Origin of the sequence: Cryobacterium sp. MDB2-A-1 (assembly GCF_004402675.1) — a bacterium.
Lineage (GTDB): Bacteria > Actinomycetota > Actinomycetes > Actinomycetales > Microbacteriaceae > Cryobacterium > Cryobacterium glucosi.
On the sequence record NZ_SOFK01000003.1, the window covers coordinates 31,702 to 52,928 of the forward strand.

The window sequence follows — 21,227 nt, forward strand, 5'->3', positions numbered from 1 at the left end:
TTCTGGCTCGCCTCCGCTCTATCCGTTCACGCGGCGTTGAGAGCGTTGACGAGAGCCGGGATCGCTGGAGTCAACTGGTCCAGATCCGACTCTGTCGAGGCATTCGTCGAAAGTCGCAGCCAGTTGACTCCGTCGAATGCGTCGAAGGTATAGCCGCCAGCCTCATTCGGAATCCGAGTCACAAGGTCAACCCCGGGGATTGACACGGTCTCGGCCCCGGTCTCCCGCGCGACATCCTCCTGCGCCCAGGATCCGCCCGGTAACAGGATGATACTGAAGGATTCAATCTGGCCAGCCGGAGCCGGCGACTGTGACTGTGACCAGCTGCACGCGAATACGCCTGCGCTCCCGAGGGCCGCGTAACGTCCCTCGGCGGCTTCGCCGCTGGCAGTGTCAGCAGAAGAGACAGTGAGTCCGGGACTGGAAATGGCGTCCGTGACGTGTGCAGTATCCGACAGTGCGGCGCAATCCTCGCGTTTCCAGGCGCCACTCGGAGTGACGACGGCTACAGGCGTGCCCGCGGCCCGTGCGCGACCCGAGAACGTGGTGAGGAGCGTTGCAACTGCGGTCCGGGTGTCGTCATTGATCGTTCCGACCGCCGTGTAGACGACGGCGCTGAGCCAGTAACCACCATCGGTGGCACTGACCCGGCAGGACCCGGACTGCGCAGGGTCGACCACGTCGGCTCCATAGCAGTAGACCTCATCCGCGTGAACGGTCGTCACCGAGGCAGCAGCCAAAACGACGGCACTGAAGTACGCGCCCGTGAGGCTCTCATTTTCGGACCAGAGGCAGTCGATACCACCGCGTGCGGGCACCGCTGCCCAGGAGGGATCCAACACAAGCGAGACGGCCCTGGCCCTCTCCGAACTCGTCACGACCGCGCCAACGGCCGCGCTGACTTCGTCGACGGTGAAGAGTGCGTCGCACGTGCCGCCGAAGACACCGACCGGTCGGGTCTGCCCGGCGGGCACTGTTGTGGAAGCGGTCGGCGTCGGAGTCGTGGTTGACATTTCAGTGACCGGAGCAGCGCCCGGCGCGGTTGGCCCAGGCCCCGCACAGCCGGAAAGCAGAACCAGCACTGTCAAAGCCACGGCACACGCAGCGGAACCTGTTAGAGCACGCATGGCCATCCCCCAATGTTTGTGGCACCACCGTGCCCCCGCTTCTCCGCGGTCCTATTCTGGACCCTAATCGCTGCAGGGCGACAAAGGATACCGAGGTCAGCGGAAAGAATCAGGTGCTGACCTCCGGTGATCGGGTGATGTGCGACGGCAGGCAGGAGGGAGACGCAGGCGCGCTTCCGCTGTCAGGCGTGTGCCGAACTCAGGGGCACAGATCAGCGGCCCGCGAAGAGCCGGGACAGGAAGCCACCGGACGCCTGTTCGTTCTCGTGCCCGGGGCAGCGCTGCGACTTCGGCACTCCGCGCATGACCTGGTCGACATGTTGGCCACAGCCGGCCCAGGTGGTCTTCCCGCAGGTCTTACAGGTCTTGGCGTGGCACATCGGCAGCTCCTTCGTGGGTGAAAGCACTCACTATACCCCCATGGGTATTGAGAGTGCACGGTCCGCGGTATCCCGCGGGTGTAGTGTCAGAATCAGTCCCCCAATTACCCACGGGGGTATATGCCGGGTTGGCCGAATCGCTGTCCCGGCCGACGAAAGGCACCCCATGAAGATCGTTGTCGTAGGCGGGGTCGCAGCCGGCGCATCCGTCGCCGCCCGCGCCCGCCGTTTGGACGAGTTCGCTGAGATCGTCGTGCTCGAGCGCGGTCATCACGTCTCGTTTGCGAATTGCGGTCTGCCATACCATGTGGGCGAAGTGATTGCTGATCGCAGCCGCCTGCTCCTGCAAACGCCGGAAAGTCTGCGCGAATCCCTCGACATCGACGTGCGGGTCGGACACGAGGTGCTGCGAATCGACCGTGCCGCGAAGACCGTCACCGTCCGCGAGGTCGACGGCGGCCGCAGCTACGAGGAACCTTATGACGAACTGGCGCTCTGCACGGGCGCCGAACCACTCCGTCCTCCCCTGCCGGGGATAGACCTGCCCAGCGTGCACGTGCTGCGCCGGATCGGCGACATGGACGCCATCAAGGCCCAACTGGATGCCGCGATCGCCCTCGCCGCGACGGGCGCCCGCGGACCCGTGCGCACCGTCGTGATCGGCGCGGGTTACATCGGCCTCGAGATGGCCGAGAACCTCAAGCACCGCGGCGCCCTCGTCGACGTCGTCGAGATGAGCGACCAGATCCTGCCGCCCCTCGACCACGAGATGTCCGTCCCCGTCGAACACCACCTCCGCAGTCGCGGCATCACCCTGCACCTGTCGACTGCGGCCGCCGCATTCGCGGCCCGCCGCGACGGCGGTCTCAACGTCGAGCTCACGGACTCGACCGTCCTGGCGGCCGACCTGGTGATCCTCTCCGCCGGGGTGCGCCCGAACACCACGCTCGCGAAGGCGGCCGGGCTCGAGCTCGGCGCCCGCGGCGGGATCACGGTGGACACGCACATGCGCACCTCCGACCCGCACATCTGGGCAGCAGGCGACTCCGTCGAAACGCCGCACACCGTGCTGCCGGGGCGCTGGCTGGCCCCGCTCGCCGGACCCGCGAACCGCGAAGCCCGGGTCGCCGCCGAGAACATCTGCGGCCGCAACACCGAATACCGCTCAACCCAGGGCACCTCGATCGTGAAGATCTTCGACATGGTCGCCGGCGGAACGGGCGCCACCGAACGGCAACTCCTCGCCGCCGAGGTCCCGTACCGGGCCGTGCACGTGCACCCCTCCGGCCACGCCGGCTACTACCCCGGCACCGCGATGATGCAGCTCAAGGTCCTCTTCGCCCCCGACACCGGGCGCATCCTCGGCGCGCAGGCCGCCGGCTTCGACGGCGTCGACAAGCGCCTCGACGTGCTCGCGACCGCCCTCCGCGGTGGCCAGACCGTCTACGACCTCGAGGAGCTCGAGCTCGCGTACGCTCCCCCGTTCGGTTCCGCGAAGGACCCGGTGAACATGGCCGGCTTCGTCGCGAGCAACGTGCTCCGCGGCGACCTCACCCTCTGGTACGCCCAGGACTACCCGGAAGCGACTGCCGGGGCTCGGCTCATCGACGTGCGCACCCCGGAGGAATTCTCGATCTGGCACCTGCCGGGCGCCGAGAACGTGCCGCTCGGAAGCATCCGCCTCGAATGCGAGCTCTGGGACCGCACCGGGCCGCTGCGCCTGTACTGCGCTGTCGGGTTCCGCAGTTACCTCGCCTACCGCGCGCTCGTGCAACGCGGGTTCACGGATGTCGCCACTCTCTCCGGCGGGTCGGACACCTTCCGGTCGTGGCACGAGGTCGAGCCCGAAAGCGACGAACCCCCGCTGCCGATGACCACCTACGCCGAAGCAGCCGAGTTCACGGCCGCTGCAACGAAGGCCGCCGCGCAGGCCGCCCTGCTCGCCAACGGCACCGGCGTGCAGGTCGACCTGGACTGCTCCGGACTCGCCTGCCCCGGCCCGATCATGAAGCTGTCCGAGAAGATGAAGACGCTGGATGCCGGCGACGAGGTTGTCGTGCACGTGTCCGACCCCGGGTTCGCCAGTGACGCTCCCGCCTGGGCCAGGCGGAACGGACACGAGCTCGTCGCCATTTCGCCGGAGGGCCCTGGCTACGTCGCGACCATGCGGAAGGGCGGGGCCGCTCTGGCGAGCCGGCCGGCGGCATCCGTCGGCATCGTGAGCTCGCCGACACCCAACAAGACCTCCTTCGTGGTGTTCTCCGGCGACCTCGACAAGGTGCTGGCCGCCTTCATCATCGCCAACGGGGCGATCGCGATGGGCGAAGAGGTCTCGATGTTCTTCACGTTCTGGGGGCTCAACTCCCTGCGCCGCACGGACCCGCCCAAGCGGGAGCGCAAACTGATGGACAAGATGTTCGCCACCATGATGCCCTCGAGCGCGGGCAGCATGCCGCTGTCGCAGATGAATATGCTCGGTGCCGGTGCGGCACTGATCAAGAAGGTCATGCGGGACAACTCGGTCTCGTCGCTGCCCGATCTCATCACGTCCGCGCAGGCCGGCGGGGCGCGCCTGATCGCGTGCACGATGACGATGGACCTGCTCGGGATCGCTCCGACCGACCTGATGGACGGCGTCGAACTCGGCGGCGTCGCGACCTTCCTCGGGGAGGCGGCCGAGTCGACGACGACGCTGTTCATCTGATCGGGTCAGAACGCGCATCCGCCCGGCCAGCAGAAACAGGCTGACCGGGCGGAGGACGTACGTGCTCTGCGGTTACAGGATGAAGAGCATCTCCTGGTAGGTCGGGAGCGGCCACAGGTCGTCCGCGACGATCTCTTCGAGGGCATCTGCGGCGGCGCGGACCGCGGACATCGCCGGAAGCAGCGCGTCGCGAGCGTGCTCGGCCTCGCCGAGTGCGGTCTCTTCCGATCCGCCGGCCAGCGCGTCCCGGAGCACGGCGAGCGCGGACCGGAGCTTGGTGATCGGGGCGGACACCTCGCTCAGTGCGGCGTGGTCGGGTTCAACGCCGGCGGCCGTGAGGGCGCCGATGTTGATCGCGAGTTCGGTCTGGTGACGCACGGCGGCGGGGAGGATGACCGTCGCCCCCATCTCGAGCGTGAGGCGCGCCTCGACACCGATGGTGAGAGCGTACTGTTCGAGGCCGATCTCATAACGGCTGTGCATCTCGCGGTGGTTGAAGACCCTGTACTTGTCGAACAGGTCCATTGCCGACTCGGTGATGAGTTCGGGCAGCGCGTCGAGGGTCGTGCGCAGGTTTGCGAGCCCGCGCTTCTCCGCCTCGATCGGCCAGGCATCCGAGTACCCGTCGCCGTTGAACACGACGGCGCCGTGGTCGGTGATGATCTGGGTGAGCAGGCTCTGCACGGCGGTGTCGAAGTCGGTGCCACCGGCGACGGCGGCCTCGAGCTCGGTCGCTGCGTAGTCGAGCGACTCGGCCATGATCGTGTTGATCGTCACCATCGGGCCGGCGACGGTCTGCATCGAACCGGGGGCACGGAACTCGAACCGGTTCCCGGTGAACGCGAACGGGCTCGTACGGTTGCGGTCGCCCGGGTCGGTCGGCAGCACCGGGAGCGTGTCGACGCCGATCACCATCGAGCCCTTGTCCTTGGACGAGGTTGCCGGGCCCTGGGCGATCTGCTCGAAGACGTCGGCGAGCTGGTCGCCGAGGAAGATCGAGATGATCGCCGGCGGGGCCTCGTTGGCGCCGAGGCGGTGGTCGTTGGTCGCGGAGGCGACCGAGGCGCGGAGAAGTCCGGCGTACTTGTGCACCGCGCGGATGACGGCGGCGCAGAACACCAGGAACTGGGCGTTGTCGTGCGGGTTGTCTCCCGGGACGAGAAGGCTGCCGAGCTCGTTGTTGCCGAGCGAGAAGTTGACGTGCTTGCCCGAGCCGTTGACGCCCTGGAAGGGCTTCTCGTGGAACAGGCAGGCCATCCCGTGCTTCTTGGCGACGGACTTGAAAGTCGTCATGAGCAGCTGCTGGTGGTCGGCGGCGATGTTTCCGCGCTCGAACATCGGCGCGATCTCGAACTGGCCGGGGGCGACCTCGTTGTGCCGGGTCTTCGCGGGGATCCCGAGCTTGAAGAGCTCCCGCTCGGTGTCCATCATGAAGCCGAGCACTCGCTCGGGGATGGCGCCGAAGTAGTGGTCGTCGAACTCCTGGCCCTTGGGCGGCTTGGCGCCGAACAGGGTACGGCCGGAGTTGAGCAGGTCGGGGCGGGCGAGGAAGAAGTGCCGGTCGACGAGGAAGTACTCCTGCTCGGGGCCGCAGAACGAGACGACGCGGGCAGGATCGGTGTGCCCGAAGAGGCGCAGGATGCGTTCGGCATGTTCGCCCATCGCCTGCTGCGAGCGCAGCAGCGGGGTCTTGTGGTCGAGCGCTTCGCCGGTCATCGAGACGAAGACAGTCGGGATGCAGAGGGTGTTGCCGTTCGGGTTCTCGAGCACGTATGCCGGGCTCGTCACGTCCCAGCCGGTGTACCCGCGAGCCTCGAAGGTGTTGCGCAGGCCGCCGTTGGGGAAGCTCGATGCGTCGGGCTCGCCCTGCACGAGGGTCTTGCCCGCGAATTCGGCGAGCGCCGTGCCATCGCCGACGGGCTCGAAGAAGCTGTCGTGCTTCTCCGCTGTCAGCCCGGTGAGCGGGTAGAAGACGTGGGCGTAATGGGTCGCACCCTTTTCGAGCGCCCAGTCCTTCATCGCGGATGCGACGGCATCCGCTACGAGCGGATCGAGCCTGGCGCCGTTTTCGATCGTCGCCATCACGGACTTATAGACGGATTTCGGCAACCGCTTCTGCATGACGACCTTGTTGAAGACGTTTTCGCCGAAGATCTCTCCCGGCGTCTCAGTCGCCGTATAGCTCGGGGCCGGAGGAACATAAGCCCTTACATCCCTGATCGCTTGACGGCGGGCGCTGTTTCCACTCATGAATACCCCTTTGCTACGGCATGCTGCTCCGCGACTAGGTGCGGATTCGGATGCGCCTAAATCTAGGGAGGTCGCGTGGCGAGGATGTTTCCGCTGAATGACGGTTTCAGTCACCAGAACCCCGCGCCGGCCTCTCTTCCAGATTAAACCTGTCCGAAACACTGCATTGACTCGCCGAAATGCGGCGCGTTTATGTTGGACGCATGTCCGATAAAACTGCCACGGCGACTGCAGCCCCGGAAACCGCCATCGGGCGGCCGCTGCTCTCGATCCAGAACCTGTCCATCTCCTTCCGGACCGCCCAGGGGGTGTTCACCGCGGTCTCCGATGCGAACCTCGAGCTGTCCGCACGGTCCACGCTCGCCGTCGTCGGCGAGTCGGGCTCGGGCAAGTCGACGATGTCCGCGGCGATCAACCGCCTGCTCGCCCCGAACGCGACCATCACCTCCGGGAAAATCCTCTTCAACGGCGTCGACCTCGCCCACGCCTCCGAGGCGCAGATGACCGGGGTGCGCGGGGCCGGCATCGGCCTCGTGCCGCAGGACCCGATGTCGAACCTCGACCCGGTCTACCGGATCGGCCACCAGATCACCGAGGCCCTCGAGGCGCATGGCGCAACGCCTTCCGCCGCACGCATCCGGGCGATCGAGCTGCTCAGGATGGTCGGAATCCCCGAGCCCGAACGCCGCTTCCGGCAGTTCCCGCACGAATTCAGCGGCGGCATGCGTCAGCGCGTGCTCATTGCGATCGGGCTCGCCTGCCGCCCACAGCTCCTCATTGCTGATGAGCCGACGAGTGCCCTCGACGTCACCGTGCAGCGGCAGGTCCTCGACCAGCTCTCGGCACTGACGGAGGAGATGGGCACAGCGCTCTTCATGATCACGCACGACCTCGCCCTCGCGGCCGAGCGTGCCGACGAGGTGCTCGTCATGTTCCGTGGCAGCATCGTCGAGCATGGCCCGGCACGCCAGATCCTGGAGGATCCCCAGCACGAATACACGAAGCGCCTGCTCCTGGCGGCGCCGAGCCTCGCCGTGCGCCGCGGGGAGACGCGGGCGGCGACGCCGTACGCGACGCATCAGGCCGCAGGAACGGGCCATGTCGATAACATCATCGAGCTCTCCGAGGTACGCAAGGAGTTCGTCGTGCGCAGCGGGTTCCTGTCGCGCCCGCAGCGGTTCGTCGCCCTCGCCGGCTCGACCTTCAGCATCCCCCGCGGCAGCACCGTCGCGATCGTCGGCGAGTCCGGCTCGGGTAAGTCGACGACGACGAGACTCGTGCTCGGGCTCGACGCACCGACCTCCGGGTCGATCACCTTCGAAGGCGCCGAGACGAGCGGCTTCACGAAGAAGGAACTCCTCGACTTCCGTCGCCGGGTCCAGCCGGTGTTCCAGAACCCGTTCGCCTCGCTCGACGCACTCTTCACTGTCGGCGCGACCATCGTCGAACCCCTCGTCGTCCACGGTTGGGGCACGAAGGAATCCCGGGCTGTCCGGCTGCTCGAACTGCTCGACGCGGTCGCCCTCCCCGCAGACACCGCAGACCGCTACCCGCACGAACTCTCCGGTGGCCAGCGCCAGCGCGTCGCCATCGCACGCGCGCTCGCGCTGCGGCCGGAACTCATCGTGCTCGACGAGGCGGTGTCCGCCCTCGATGTTCTCGTGCAGGCGCAGATCCTCGACCTGCTGATGCGACTCCAGCATGAATTCGGCCTGAGCTACCTGTTCATCAGCCACGACCTCGCCGTCGTGCGGCAGATCAGCGACTTCGTGCACGTGATGCGGAACGGCGTCATCGTGGAGAGCGGCACCCCGGAGGAGATCTTCGACTCGCCCCGGGAGTCGTACACGCGGGAGCTGCTCGCCGCGATCCCCGGCGCCCGCATCGCGAGCTGACCCCCGCCGGACCAACGAAGCGGCGCCCGGACACAGTCCGGGCGCCGCTTCCTGTTGTGCTGCCGGCGACTCAGCGGCGGGTGGCCTTCACGTCGAGGGCGTCCCGCAGGCCGTCGCCGATGAAGTTGATCGCGAGCACGATCGTGAGCATCGCGAACCCGGGGGCCGCGGCGATCCACGGCTGATAGAAGTTCTTGGCGCCGTCGGTGATCATCGCACCCCACTCCGGCGTGGGCGGCAGGGCGCCGAGGCCGAGGAAACTCAGCGAGGCGACCAGCAGGATGACCTGGCCGAGGTCCATGGTCGCGTTGACCAGGATCGGCGTCAGCGACTGCGGCACGATGTGCCGGAACAGGATCCGCGGACCGCTCGCCCCGATCGCCACGGCCGATTCGACGTGCTCCCGCTGCTTGATCGAGAGCACCTGACCGCGCATCAGCCGGGCATAGATCGGCCACCAGACGATCACGATCGCGATCAACGCGTTGTTCAGGCCGGGGCCGAGCGAGGCGGCGACCGCCATCGCGAGCAGGATCGCGGGGAACGCCATCGTCATGTCCGCGATGCGCATGATCACGGCATCCACCCAGCCGCCGAAGTAGCCGGCCACGGCGCCGAGCACGCTGCCGATCGTCACCGAGACGACGATCGCGACCGCGGCGATCGGGAGCGAATAGCGGGCACCGTAGAGGGTGCGGCTGAAAACGTCGCGACCGAGCGCATCCGTGCCGAACCAGTGCGTCCCGCTGGGCGCGAGCAGCCGTTCGCCCACCTGTTTGATCGGGTCGTACGGCGCGATCCACTGCACGCCGACGGCGGCGACGATCCAGAAGGCGAGCACGACGTAGCCGAAGATCATCGGTGGGCGCAGCCAGGCGGATGCCGACCCGCGCTTCCACAGGTCGCGGGCGTTTCCGGCCAGGCTGGGCAACGAGATCGCGGTCATGCGAGCCTCACTCTCGGGTCGACGACGGCGTACACGATGTCGGTGGCCAGGCTGGCCAGGAGGAAGATGGCACCGCCGACGAGGGTGACCCCGTTGATGGCGGGGTAGTCGAGGGTGCGGGTGGCGCCGACGGCGTACGAGCCGATCCCGTTCCAGGAGAAGATCTGCTCCACGAGCACGGCACCGGTGAGCAGCGCGCCGAACGCGAAGCCGACGATGGTGACGACCGGGGTGAGCGAGTTGCGCAGCACATGATGCCGCATCACGAACCCGTCACTGAGGCCCTTCGCGCGCACGGTGCGCACGTAGTCCGCGTGCATCTCATCGAGCATCGAGGCGCGGACCAGCCTGCTGATCGTGCCGACCAGCCCCCAGCCCAGGATGAACGCCGGGAGGATCAGGTGGCTGACCGCGTCGAGGAAGAGCGGAATATTGCCGGCGAGCAGTGAGTCCACCGTGTAGAAGCCCGTGACGTTCGCGGGAGGTTCGATCCTGGCCGAAAGCCGGCCGGGGCCGGGGAGAACGCCGAGCTGGGCGTAGAAGACGAAGAGGAAGACGAGGCCGGTCCAGAAGACCGGGAGGGACGATCCGAGCAGGGAGAAGAACCGGCTCAGGTGGTCGGCGAAGCGGTCCTTCCGGCTCGCCGATATCACGCCGAGGGCGATGCCGCCGAGTGTGCCGATCAGGAGGGCGACGATCGTGAGCTCCATCGTGGCCGGAAGACGGCTGAGCAGGTCGCTCGTCACGCTCGATTTGGTGCTGAAGGAGGTGCCGAGGTCGCCCTGGAAAAGGTGACCGAGATAGGTCAGGTACTGCGTGAAGAGGTCCTGGTCGAGGCCCCAGCGCGCCTTGGCGGCGGCGACGATCTCGGGATTGTTGAGGTTGCGTTCGCCGACGAGCGAGGCGATCGGATTCGCCGGCAACAGCCGCGAGATCACGAAAGCGATCGTCACGATGCCGAGCAGGAGCAGCGGCAGGATGGCGATCCGTTTGAGGATGAAGCGAAGCATCTGGAACTCCGTAAAGTGCGGGGCGACGGTACAGTGCGGGGCGACGGTACAGGGCGACAGTGCGGGGCGTGGACCGGGTCCGCGCCCCGCACTGTCGCTGGGCAGTGGCTTACTTCGTGAGCCCGAGCGCCCCGAGGTCGACGTTGCAGCACGGGCTGTACGTCACCCCCGTGATGTCGCTCGCGTGGGCCATGATCAACTGCGGATTGACGATCGGCAGGATATTGACGTCGTCGGCCATCAGTTGGGCGAGCGCCTGGTAGCTCGCCGTGCGCTCCGCTCCGGTCTGGGCGAGCGCAGTCGTGAGCCCGTCGACCTCGGCGTGGTTGACCGTCTTGCCGGCCAGAGAGGCGAAGTTGGCGACGTATCCGCCGTTCGGGATCAGGCCGAAGTACTGCACGTACTGGCTCGAGTCCGTGTGGTCAGGGGCGAAGTACACGGCCGTGATCGGGGTTCCTTTGCCGCCGATGACGTCGGCCCACTGGCTGAAGTCGACCGGCGTCAGTTCGAGCGTGATGCCGACCGAAGCGAGGTTCTGCTGGATGGCCTGCATCTGCAGGTCGAGGTCGACGCCGTATGCAACGATCTTCGGGTACGTCGAGCTGATCGTGAAGCCGTCCGGGTAGCCGGCCTCTGCGAGCAGCGCCTTCGCCTTCGTGACGTCGTAGCTCGGCAGGGCGACCTTCTCACTGCCCTCGAAGCCGTTCGGGATCGGAGAGCCCTGCAGCTTCCCGTAGCCTGCGACGAGGGTCTTGACGATGTTGTCGTAGTCGATGGCGTCCTTGATCGCCTCCCGCACCCGGACATCGGCGAGGGGAGCCCCGCCCTCTGCACCTGGCATCAGGGCGATGTATGTGTAGTTGAACGAATCGACGGCCGCCGTCGTGACCGTCGGGGTGTTCTTGAGCTGGTCCAGGGCGTCTGGGCTGATCTGCATGGCAATGTCGACGTCACCTTGCTGAAGTTGCTGGAGCTGCGAGCTCGAGTCGGTGACCTCCTTGAGCGTCACGGTGTCGAAGGTCGGCTTGGTGCGCCAGTAGTTCGGGTTCGCCGTGAGCTTCACGGCACTGTTGGCCGTGTAGCTGTCGAGGATGTACGGGCCGCTTCCCGCGGAGTTGGAGAGGAACCAGTCTTCTGCGGTGTCCGCAGTCGACGCGTCGGCCGCGGCGGATGCACCGTGCTCGCTGGCGACGTCACTGTTCACGATGCCCAGGTACGACGCCGCGACGATCGCGAGGAACGCGGAGTTCGGCGCCGCGAAGTTGACTACCACGGTCTTCGCGTCGGGGGTGTCGATCGAGGACATGCCCGCGAGCAGGTAGGAGGCGCTGCCCTTGATGTTGGCGAGGCGCTCCAGGCTCCACTTGACGTCCTTCGGCTCGACGGGCGAGGCGTCCGAGAAGGTCGCCGCTGGGTCGAGTCCGAAGGTGAACTGGGTGTTGTCGGCGTTCGCGGTGAAGGTCGAGGCCAGCCCGGGCTGAAGGGTCTTCGAGTCCTCTGGACTCACGATCACGAGCCGGTCGTAGAGTGCCGTGAAGACGATCTGGCAGGTGTCGCAGTAGCCGCGGTCGGGGTCGAGGGTCGTCAGGTCCATCGCCCTCGCGATCACGAGATCGTGTTTCGCGACAGCCGTCGTGGCCGCTCCGACGCTGCAGCCGGTCAGCAGCAGGGTTGCGGTCGCGGCCATCGCGACGAGGGAGCGCCATTTGAAGCGGGTGGAGCGTTGTTTCGTGTGCACGTGAGTCTCCTCTGTTGGTTGCGGACCCGGCCGTCCCGCCGGTTCTCAAGGTGGCTGCAGCGTCGGAGCCTGGGTGCTGATGGTGGAAGGGTGGCGATGGTGGCAGCTGAACGGGTCAGTCGAACGGGTCAGCCGAACAGGGCGCGCGTCTCGGCGAACGCGTCGTCGGTGCGCTCGAGCGCCCACGCGACATCCGTTTCGGTGTGCGCGGTGGAGAGGAACCAGTTGTGCGCGGGGTGCAGCAGCACGCCGCGCCGGACCGCCGCGTCGGTGAAGGCCGCGGCTGTCGCGAGGCTTTCGTCGTCCTCGAAGCGCAGGAACGGCATCACGGGCGGCCCGCTCTGGAAGACCGTGAAGCCGTGCGCGGCGGCCTGGCTCTGAAGTCCGTCGCGCAGGAGCTGGCCGACCCGGTTCATCTGGGCGGGGGTGTCGGTCGCCTTGAGCAGGCCGATGTTGGCGATCGCGGCCGCCATCGCTGCACCCGCGTACCAGAACGATCCGGTCGCGAAGATGTCGGCGGCCGACTGCCGGAGGGAGTCGATGCCGACGACCGACGAAATCGCGTAGCCGTTCGCCATTGCCTTGCTGAAGGCGGTGAGGTCTGGATCGATGCCGAGCGGTTCCCACGCGCCGCCGGTGTGCAGTCGGAAGCCGGTACGGACCTCGTCCATGATCAGCACGGCGCCGATCCGGTCGGCCAGCGCCCGCACTCCCCTGGCGAAGGCCGGGTCGACGATGTACTGGTCTGTGGAGCCGGGGGCGTCGTGCCGGAATGGAGAGAGGATGATCGCCGCGGCATCACCGCCGGCTTCGGCTGCGGCAGCCTCGAGCGAGGCGAGGTCGTTGAACTCGAAGTCGATGATGTTTGCGCGGTCCTCCGGCGTGCTGCCGAGCGGGTTCGGATTGAACCAGGCATTCGCGCCGTGGTAGGCCGTGCCGCCCTTGAGCAGCTTCTTCCGACCCGTCGCCGCCCGGGCGATCGTGACCGCGAGACTCGTGGCGTCGGTGCCGTTCTTGGCGAACATGGCCCAGTCGGCGTGTGCGACGGTGTCGACCATCAGTTCGGCGAGCTCGACCATGCGTGCGGTCGGGCCACCGAGGGCGTCGCCGCGCTTCTGCTGGGCCAGCGCTGCCGCGTCGACGACCGGGTTCGCGTAGCCGGAGATCATCGGGCCGAAGGAACACATGAAGTCGAGATATTCGTTTCCGTCGACGTCCCAGAGGCGGTTGCCCTTGCCCTCCGCATAGAACTGGGGGAACCCCGACGGCATCAGGGTCACGTTCATGTGCCCGTACATCCCGCTTGGGATGACCTTCCCCGCGCGGGCTCGCAGGGCGGCGTCAAGGGGCAGTTCGATCTGTTGTGGTGCTGTGATGGTCATCCCTGGCTCACTTCCTCGTCTGTGCTGTCCTCACAGTTTTTATGACACGCGTCCGAAATAAGTTTCTGCCCTGTTACAAGCGAGTAAATTAACTCATGCGTCCAAAAACCGGGGACTCGCCGATGGGTTCCCGCAGTCGACTGGGGCGAACGAGGAAGAGACACAACACATGCCGAAGATTGTCGACCACGAGGAACGGCGCGCTGAGGTGCTCGAGGCCACCTGGCGGGTGATCGCGACCCGCGGACTTGACGCGGCCACGGTGCGCCAGATCGCGAAGGAAGCCGGCGTTTCGAGCGGCGTGCTCGCCCACTATTTCGCAGACAAGGACGACATCCTCGTTCAGGCCCACCGCCTGGCCTATGACCGGGTCTTCCGCCGCGTCGAGGAGAAGATCGGCCGGTCAACCGGGATCGAGGCACTCAGGGCCACGCTGTATGAGACGCTGCCGATGGACGAGAACCGGCGGATCGAGGCCGTCATCGACATCAGCTACATCGGCAGGGCACTCAACGATCCCCGCCTCAAGCTGGTCCGGCAGGAGTCCGCGCAGGTCGCTCGGGACTGGTGGCTCGGGGTGCTGACGTCGACCGCGGCGGGCGGGCACCTGGCCGTCGACACGAATCTCGGACTGCTCGTCGACCAGATCCTGGTGTTCATCGACGGGATCTCGCTGCAGTCGGTACTGTTCCCCGACCTGATGACTCCGGAGCTTCAGAAGCAGCTCGCCGACGACCTGATTGCCCGCATCCGGGCCTGAGCCCACGCGGCAAGACGCTAGGCTCGCTTTATATTGGACGCTCGTCCGATAATAATGCGACCGAACGGAGCGCCCCATGCCGCCGACCCGACCCCCCAGGATCACTCTCAATACCGGGGCGACGACCCCGCAACTCGGTTTCGGCGTCTTCGCGATGGACGACGAGGCGACCGCTCGTGCGGTCGAAGCGGCCATCGCCGCCGGGTACCGCTCGATCGACACGGCCGCCGTCTATCTCAACGAGCGCGGCGTCGGTATCGGCATCCGCCGGAGCGGTATTCCCCGCGGGGAGCTCTTCGTCACGACGAAACTCTGGAACACGCACCACCTGACCGCGGGCGAGGAAGCCAGGAACAGCCTCGATCGCCTCGGACTCGACTACGTCGACCTGTACCTGGTGCACTGGCCGGTGTCCTCCGCCGGAACGCACCTGCGGGCCTGGGACGGCCTCGAAGACGTCAACCGCTCCGGTGCCGCGCGGTCGATCGGCGTCTCCAACTTCTCGCGGGAGCAGGTCGAGGAGGTGATCGCGCTCGGCGGGACGGTCCCGAGCGTGAACCAGATCGAACTGCACCCCCTGCACTCACAGCCGGAGCTGCGCGCCTTCCACGCCGAGCGAGGCATCGTGACCCAGGCCTGGTCGCCGCTCGGCCGCGGCCTCGCCCTCGGCACATCCGAGATCGCCTCGATCGCGCGGGCGCACGGGGTCACGGAGGCGCAGGCGATCCTGCGCTGGCACCTGCAGCTCGGTACCGTTCCCCTGCCCAAGTCGGCGTCCGCCAGCCGGATCAGGGAGAACATCGACATCCTCAGCTTCGAACTCGACGCAGAAGACATGGCGACCATCGACTCTCTCTCGGTCGGCCGTCGCGTCGACGAGTCGTACTACGAGTGGGCATGACCGCGTCCGCGCACCCGGGCGAACTGCTCAGCCGGGGTCACCGCCTGCGGTACGTGTTCATCCTCGGCGCCCTGACCGCGCTCGGGCCGTTCACGATCGACCTGTACCTGCCCGCCTTCCCCGCGGTCGCGGCGGCACTGCACACCTCCGAGTCGGCCGTGCAGATCACCCTCGCGGCCACGACCATCGGCCTCGCCGTCGGCCAGCTCGTTGTCGGCCCCTGGAGCGACGTCATCGGTCGGCGCCGGCCGCTCATCGTCGCGACCCTCGTCCACGTCCTCGCGTCTCTTGCCTGCGCGTTCGCCCCGAACGTCGAGGCGCTGACGGCCTTCCGGTTCCTGATGGGTGCGGCGGCGGCGGCCGGCGGCGTCGTGTCGCTCGCGCTCGTGCGTGACCTCTTCTCCGGAATCCCGATGCTCAGGATGCTGTCCCGGCTCGGCATGGTCAACGGGCTCGCCCCGATCGTCGCGCCGATCCTGGGTTCGCAGTTGCTGCAGTGGATCGACTGGCGGGGCATTTTTGTGGTGCTCGCCGCATACGGTGCGGTGATCGCCCTCGCTTCGGTGATCGGCATCCGGGAAACCCTGCCGATCGAGAACCGGATCCAGTCGGGCATCCGTGCGCTGCCGGGTCGGATGGGCAGGCTGCTCCGGGACCGCCGCTACCTCGGACTCGCCCTGGTCGGCGGTTTCGTCTGGGGAGGCGAGTTCGCCTACCTCGCCGGTTCACCGTTTCTGTTCCAGGGCGTCTACGCGTTCTCGGTCGCGCAGTACGGGCTGTTGTTCTCGGTGAACGCCCTCGGCTTCGTGCTCGGCACCCAGCTCGGGGCGCGCCTTGCCGGCAGGCTGGCCCCGCAGTGGCTACTGGCCCTCAGCACGACCGTGCTCGTGGTGTCCGCCCTGGTGATCTGCACCGCAGCCGTCTGGGGCTGGGGGCTTCCGCTCGTCGTCATCCCGCTCTGGTTCTCGATCATGGCCGTGGGGGTCTGCATTCCCTGCGTGCAGGGCCTCGCCCTCGCACCCCACGGGGCGGAGTCCGGACTCGCGGCGTCGCTGCTCGGCGCGATGAACTTCACCGTCGCGGGAATCGTCACTCCGCTGGTCGGGGTGTTCATCACCGGTGACGCACTCGGAATGGGAGCGGTCATGCTCGCCTGCGCCGGCTTCGCGAGCGCGGCCCTGTGGTGGCTCGTGCGGCCGCGATCTGTGCCGGCCCTCGCCCGCTGACCCATTCAACGGAGTTCGGCAGGGCGGGTTCAGGCGACTGCGTTAAGATTCACGGGTGTCCCCCGCAGCCTCCCGCCTCCGCATCGCCCTCGTCTCCCTGCACACCTCGCCGGGTGACGAGCCTGGATCCGGGGACGCCGGCGGCATGAACGTCGTGGTGCGCCAGCAGGCGGAGGCCATGGCCGCTGCCGGCCACACCGTCGACATCGTGACCCGCCGGTCCTCGGCCACACTTCCCGACGCCGTCGTCCTCGCACCGCGCCTCACCCTCCGCTTCCTTCAGGCCGGGCCGGCGAAACCCATCAGCAAGGGGGCGCACGAGGCGGTCATCGACGAATTCCGGGTCGGCCTGGCCGCCCTCGGCGACTACGACGTGATCCACTCGCACCACTGGTTCTCCGGCATGGCCGCGCTCCCGCTCGCCCAGGGCCGCGGCATCCCGCACGTGCAGAGCTTCCACAGCATCGCCGCAGACCCCTCGACGCCGCTCTCGGCCGGCGAACGGCCGGAGTCACCGGGGCGGATGCGCGGCGAAGCCTGGCTCGCCCGCGAATCCGACGCCCTCGTCGCGATCAGCAACGCCGAGGCCGACACGATCGTGACCAGGCTCGGCGGCTCGCCCGAGCGGATCTTCGTCGTCTCCCCCGGGGTCGACGCCGAGCTCTTCCACCCGGCGCCGGGCATCCGCACTGCCGAGCAGGACCCCGGCTACGCGATCGTCGCCGCCCGCCTGCAGCCGCTCAAGGGACTCGACCTCGCGGTCGAGGCGATAGCGGCGGTCCCTGCGGCACTCCGGCCGGAGCTCATCATCGCGGGCGACGCCTCCGGCGACTTCGACGGCTATATCGATGGCCTCCGTGACCTCGCCGAACGGAACGGGATCGCCGACACCGTACGATTCCTCGGCCCGCAGACCCGCGCCGATCTCGCGGCGCTGTTCCGCGACGCCAGGGTCGTGTTGATCCCCTCCCACTCGGAGACTTTCGGTCTGGTCGCCCTCGAGGCGGCAGCGAGCGGAGTGCCCGTCGTCGCCTCCGCGTCAGGGGGCCTCCGCGAAGCCGTGCTCGACGGCGACACCGGGATCGTGCTCGGCTCCCGCGACCCGCAGGCCTGGGGCGCGGCGATCACGACCCTGCTCGGCGATCCCGACCTCGCCCGCCGGCTGTCCGTCGACGCCCGCGCCCGCGCCGAACGCCTCGACTGGCCGCGCAGCGCGCGGGGTCTTCTGGACGTGTACCGGGGCTTGCTCGAGCCGTGCTCCGCGGACGAGTACGACGACCGACGCGGGCTGCGGATCGCGTGAGCATCCTCGACGGCCTCCCGGTCGTCCTGCTCGTGCACGCGCACCCCGACGACGAAACCCTCACCACCGGAGCCCTCGCAGCAGAACTCGTCGCGCGCGGCACCCGGGTGTCGCTCCTGACCGCCTCCCGTGGCGAGCGCGGCGAAGTCGTCGCCGGGCCGCTGTCCGGGCTCGAGGGCACCGCGGCGCTCGCACGCGTTCGCGAAGACGAGCTGAACAGAGCCACCCAGGTCCTCGGGATCGCCGACCGGTTCTGGCTCGGCCAGGCTCCCGCGCGCGCCGAAGGACGGCCGCCGCGCCGCTACCGTGACTCGGGCATGAGCTGGATCCGGGAGGGACTCGCCGGTCCGGCCGCGGACGCCGACGCCGATGCCCTCTATGTCGCTCCCCTCGACGAGGTCACGGCCGATGTCGTGGCGCTCATCGGGCACGTGCGGCCCGCCCTCGTGATCAGCTACGACCACGGCGGCGGTTACGGCCACCCCGACCACGTGCGCATGCACGAGGCGGCCCGTGCGGCATGCCTCGCCGGGCAGACCCCCTTCGCCGAGATCGTGCTCGAACCGGCAGCGGATGCCGAATGGCTCGACCTCGAGGCCCGTCGCGCCGTGACGACGGCCGCCCTGCGCTGCTACCGGAGCCAGCTCACGGTCACCGGCGACGGCCTGCATCTTGTGCATTCCGGTGGCCAGCATGAGGCGATCACGACGTCGATCGGGTTGCGCGCCCGCTGAGATGTCGATTCGGGGCGTGCTCGCTCGTCATTGTGGTGTCAGTATCACAACGACGAAGGGAAGTCTGATGCGTTACTCATTGCTCGTGATCAGTAAGGAAGCCGAAGACGCCAACATCAGCGACGAGATGATGGAATGGGGACGCGCGGCCTTCGATGCCTATGGGAAGTCGCTCGACGCCGCAGGGGTACTCATCTCGGCCGACATCCTGCAGCCCGTGTCCGCGTCGACGACCGTCACCGTGCGCGACAGCGCGCTCCGGGTGCAGGACGGCCCGTTCGCGGACACCAAGGAGCGCCTCAACGGCACCTTCGTGATCGAGGTGCCAGACCTCGATGCGGCAATCGCATGGGCCGAACAGTGCCCCGCCGCCCAGTACGGGGCTGTCGAGATCCGTCCGTCGGCAATCATCTTCCGGGACGGAGCATGGCGCGGCCAGGAATGACCGCAGCGGGCCCGCACGACGCAGCCGCCGCGGGCGCAGCCACGGACGCAGCCAGGGACACGGCCAGGGCGCGGGCGGAATCCGTCGCCCGGGAGTCCTACGGCCGGCTGCTCGCGCTGCTCGCGGCGCCGGGCGGCGACATCCCGACCGCCGAAGATGCCCTCGCGGATGCCTTCCTCGAGGCGCTGACCCGGTGGCCGGCGGCCGGCATTCCCGGCAACCCCGAGGGGTGGCTGCTCACGGTGGCGCGCAATCGTCTCCGCGACCGCTGGAAGTCCACCGCCGTGCGCCGGACCGTGCCGCTCGACCCGACCGTGCTGTTCGGACTCTCTGGGTCGCTCGATCCGCCCGCACCGCTCTCGCTCGACGACGTCGACCCCGATGAGATCCCCGACAAGCGCCTCGAACTGCTTTTCGTCTGCGCGCACCCGGCGATTGATCCCGGTATTCGCACGCCCCTGATGCTGCAGACGGTGCTCGGTTTCGACGCGGCCCGGATCGCGGTGGCCTTCTCGCTGCCCGAATCCACGATGGCGCAGCGCCTCGTGCGCGCGAAGCGGCGGATTCGGGACGCGCGGATCCCCTTCACCGTGCCGGGGCTGAGCGAACTCTCCGGGCGGCTCTCCGCGGTGCTCGAGGCGATCTACGGCGCCTATGCGATCGACTGGCAGGGTGTAGCCGGGCCGAGTGTGCGTGAGTCGCTTGCGGCGGAGTCGCTGTACCTCGCGACCGTGCTCGCGGCCCTGCTTCCGCGCGAGCCCGAGGTGCTCGGCCTTGCCGCGCTGCTGTCGTTCTCGCTGTCCCGGGCACCGGCACGCGCCGCACCGGACGGATCAACGATCGCCCTCGACGACCAGGATCCGGCCAGGTGGGATCGCGAGCTGATCCGGCAGGGGGAAATGCTGCTCCGGCGGGCCCACGGTTTCGACCGGATCGGACGATTCCAGGTGGAGGCGGCCATCGAGTCGGTGCACTGCGACCGGGCTCGCTCGGGCGAGACCGACCGGCCGGCGCTTCTGGCCCTCTACGGCGCGCTCGTGCGGATCGCGCCCACCCTCGGCGCCCGGGTGGCGCTCGCGGCGACCGTCGGCGCGGTCGAGGGATCAGCGGCCGGACTGGCCGCTCTCGATTCCGTCGCCGTGCTGCCGGGCGCCGATCGTTTCCAACCGGCCTGGGCGACCCGCGCACACCTGCTCGCCCAGGCCGGCCGGGTGAGGGATGCCCGGGTCGCCTACCAACGGGCGATCGCGCTGTGCGCCGACGCCGGCATCCGTTCGCGCCTGCAGGAGCAGTGCGCGCTGATCGGCGCGGCCTGATCGGCAGGGGCTGATCGGCACGGGCTGACGGCTCGGCTCAGGCCGATTCCGGCTCGGGCTCTGGCTCACGGACGGGGTGCATGAACGGTTCAAGGGCCGAGAGCGTGCGGTCCATCGCCGTGCCGAGCCGGGCGACCTGCCCCGCGGTGATCGGCTCCTGCCGCGTCGCCGCCACCTCGATCTCGGCGCAGACGGCGGCGAGGGCGCTCGCGCCGACCGTCGCGCTGCTCCCGCGGAGGCGGTGCGCCAGCTCCACCACGTGCTCGTGGTCGAGGGCTTCGATCCCGGCGCTGATCGCGCGCAGCCTGCTCTCGCCCTGGCCGGCGAAGCTCCGGAGCAGCCAGCCCTTGGTTTCCGCGCCGACGTCGTCGAGATAGCCGAGGACTTCGTAGTCGATCACGGCATCGTCAGGACGGGAAGCGATGGGGGCTGCATCCGGGCAGTCGCCGAGAACGGTTCCCGCCCCCGTCACCGTTGCCAGCGTCTCCGCGAGTTCGGCCGGCCGGATCGGCTTGGTGAGGTAGAGGTCCATGCCCGCCTCGAGGCACGCCTGCCTCGCCTCCGTGGTCGCACTCGCGGTGAGAGCGATGATCACGGGCTGGCGGATGCTGTCACCGAGACCCCGGATCCGGCGCGCGGCCTCGAGGCCGTCCATGACGGGCATGTGCACGTCCATCAGCACGACGTCGTACGCGACGGCTCCGACGGCCTGCACGGCCTCGAGCCCGTCGCTCACGGTGTCGACGCGGTGGCCGCCGCGCGCGAGCATCAACTGAGCGACCTTCTGGTTGATGACGTTGTCCTCGGCGAGCAGGATGCGCAGCCCCGGGGTGGGGGGAATCGGCGAGGATCGACCGGGCAGAGTGGACGGGTCTGCCGGCCCGGACCCCGGGCGTTCCCGCCCGGCACTCTCGTGGGTCGCGGCGTCATCCCGGCGTCGGCGCTCGGGGCGACCGCTGCTCAGCCAGTCGACGCCGGTCGCCGCTCGCCGCTCCGGGCGAGCGGCGAGCGGCCAGGCGATGGTGAATGCGAAGGTGGAGCCGACCCCGACGGTACTCGTCACCTCGATCCGGCCCCCCATGATCTCGACCAGGGCCTGACTGATCGCCA

At 68.3% G+C, this 21,227-nt stretch carries 17 protein-coding genes; 9 read left to right on the plus strand and 8 right to left on the minus strand.

Translation table 11 applies throughout. The annotated features are described in order from the left end of the window. Positions 1 to 26: 26 nt before the first annotated feature. Both E3O39_RS00585 and E3O39_RS00590 read right to left on the minus strand, forming a co-directional pair. The gene (locus tag E3O39_RS00585; protein ID WP_134447187.1) at positions 27 to 1,013 is read right to left on the minus strand and encodes a hypothetical protein; all 987 of its coding nucleotides are present in this window, start codon (positions 1,011 to 1,013) and stop codon (positions 27 to 29) included. A 326-nt stretch (positions 1,014 to 1,339) separates the two neighbouring features. Then, a complete protein-coding gene (locus tag E3O39_RS00590) occupies positions 1,340 to 1,507 on the minus strand; it encodes a hypothetical protein (RefSeq protein ID WP_134447189.1) in 168 nt (55 codons plus the stop codon). A 166-nt stretch (positions 1,508 to 1,673) separates the two neighbouring features. Here E3O39_RS00590 and E3O39_RS00595 point away from each other — a divergent pair, with 166 nt between their 5' ends. Then, positions 1,674 to 4,211 carry an FAD-dependent oxidoreductase gene (locus E3O39_RS00595; protein WP_134447191.1) on the plus strand — a complete coding sequence of 846 codons (2,538 nt, stop codon included), beginning with the start codon at positions 1,674 to 1,676 and terminating at the stop codon, positions 4,209 to 4,211. A gap of 72 nt (positions 4,212 to 4,283) precedes the next feature. Here the strand turns inward: E3O39_RS00595 and E3O39_RS00600 are convergent, their stop codons facing one another. Continuing rightward, a complete protein-coding gene (locus E3O39_RS00600; RefSeq protein WP_134447193.1) occupies positions 4,284 to 6,461 on the minus strand; it encodes a glutamine synthetase III in 2,178 nt (725 codons plus the stop codon). Between the two features lie 203 nt (positions 6,462 to 6,664). Here E3O39_RS00600 and E3O39_RS00605 point away from each other — a divergent pair, with 203 nt between their 5' ends. After that, positions 6,665 to 8,356, plus strand: a complete 1,692-nt coding sequence (locus E3O39_RS00605) for an ABC transporter ATP-binding protein (RefSeq protein WP_134447195.1) — start codon at positions 6,665 to 6,667, stop codon at positions 8,354 to 8,356. Between the two features lie 70 nt (positions 8,357 to 8,426). On the opposite strand, the gene E3O39_RS00610 is transcribed toward E3O39_RS00605, so the two are convergent. From E3O39_RS00610 to E3O39_RS00625, 4 genes are all read right to left on the minus strand, one after another. Beyond that, positions 8,427 to 9,302, minus strand: a complete 876-nt coding sequence (locus tag E3O39_RS00610; RefSeq protein WP_134447197.1) for an ABC transporter permease — start codon at positions 9,300 to 9,302, stop codon at positions 8,427 to 8,429. Then, positions 9,299 to 10,312 carry an ABC transporter permease gene (locus E3O39_RS00615; RefSeq protein ID WP_134447199.1) on the minus strand — a complete coding sequence of 338 codons (1,014 nt, stop codon included), beginning with the start codon at positions 10,310 to 10,312 and terminating at the stop codon, positions 9,299 to 9,301. Before E3O39_RS00615 ends, E3O39_RS00610 begins: the two co-directional genes overlap by 4 nt. A 109-nt stretch (positions 10,313 to 10,421) precedes the next feature. Next, on the minus strand, positions 10,422 to 12,050 hold the full coding sequence (locus tag E3O39_RS00620; protein ID WP_134447201.1) for an ABC transporter substrate-binding protein: 1,629 nt from the start codon (positions 12,048 to 12,050) through the stop codon (positions 10,422 to 10,424). A 128-nt stretch (positions 12,051 to 12,178) separates the two neighbouring features. Continuing rightward, positions 12,179 to 13,432: an aminotransferase class III-fold pyridoxal phosphate-dependent enzyme gene (locus E3O39_RS00625; protein WP_174774822.1), complete on the minus strand. Its 1,254-nt coding sequence runs from the start codon at positions 13,430 to 13,432 to the stop codon at positions 12,179 to 12,181. Positions 13,433 to 13,601: 169 nt separating this feature from the next. On the opposite strand from E3O39_RS00625, the gene E3O39_RS00630 reads away from it, so the two are divergent. From E3O39_RS00630 to E3O39_RS00660, 7 genes are all read left to right on the plus strand, one after another. Beyond that, positions 13,602 to 14,192: a TetR/AcrR family transcriptional regulator gene (locus E3O39_RS00630; RefSeq protein ID WP_134447203.1), complete on the plus strand. Its 591-nt coding sequence runs from the start codon at positions 13,602 to 13,604 to the stop codon at positions 14,190 to 14,192. Positions 14,193 to 14,268: 76 nt separating this feature from the next. Further along, positions 14,269 to 15,093, plus strand: coding sequence for an aldo/keto reductase (locus tag E3O39_RS00635; RefSeq protein ID WP_134447205.1), 825 nt, complete (start codon positions 14,269 to 14,271; stop codon positions 15,091 to 15,093). Beyond that, on the plus strand, positions 15,090 to 16,319 hold the full coding sequence (locus tag E3O39_RS00640; RefSeq protein WP_134447207.1) for a multidrug effflux MFS transporter: 1,230 nt from the start codon (positions 15,090 to 15,092) through the stop codon (positions 16,317 to 16,319). The genes E3O39_RS00635 and E3O39_RS00640 overlap by 4 nt, the downstream gene beginning before the upstream one ends. Positions 16,320 to 16,374: 55 nt before the next feature. Beyond that, positions 16,375 to 17,622 carry a glycosyltransferase gene (locus E3O39_RS00645; RefSeq protein WP_241975308.1) on the plus strand — a complete coding sequence of 416 codons (1,248 nt, stop codon included), beginning with the start codon at positions 16,375 to 16,377 and terminating at the stop codon, positions 17,620 to 17,622. Next, a complete protein-coding gene (locus E3O39_RS00650; protein ID WP_134447209.1) occupies positions 17,619 to 18,356 on the plus strand; it encodes a PIG-L deacetylase family protein in 738 nt (245 codons plus the stop codon). Before E3O39_RS00645 ends, E3O39_RS00650 begins: the two co-directional genes overlap by 4 nt. A 67-nt stretch (positions 18,357 to 18,423) precedes the next feature. After that, a complete protein-coding gene (locus E3O39_RS00655) occupies positions 18,424 to 18,801 on the plus strand; it encodes a YciI family protein (protein WP_134447210.1) in 378 nt (125 codons plus the stop codon). Continuing rightward, a complete protein-coding gene (locus E3O39_RS00660; protein ID WP_174774823.1) occupies positions 18,798 to 20,117 on the plus strand; it encodes an RNA polymerase sigma factor in 1,320 nt (439 codons plus the stop codon). The genes E3O39_RS00655 and E3O39_RS00660 overlap by 4 nt, the downstream gene beginning before the upstream one ends. A gap of 37 nt (positions 20,118 to 20,154) precedes the next feature. Here the strand turns inward: E3O39_RS00660 and E3O39_RS00665 are convergent. Beyond that, the coding region (locus E3O39_RS00665) for a hybrid sensor histidine kinase/response regulator (protein ID WP_134447212.1) at positions 20,155 to 21,227 on the minus strand (1,073 nt) is incomplete at its 5' end.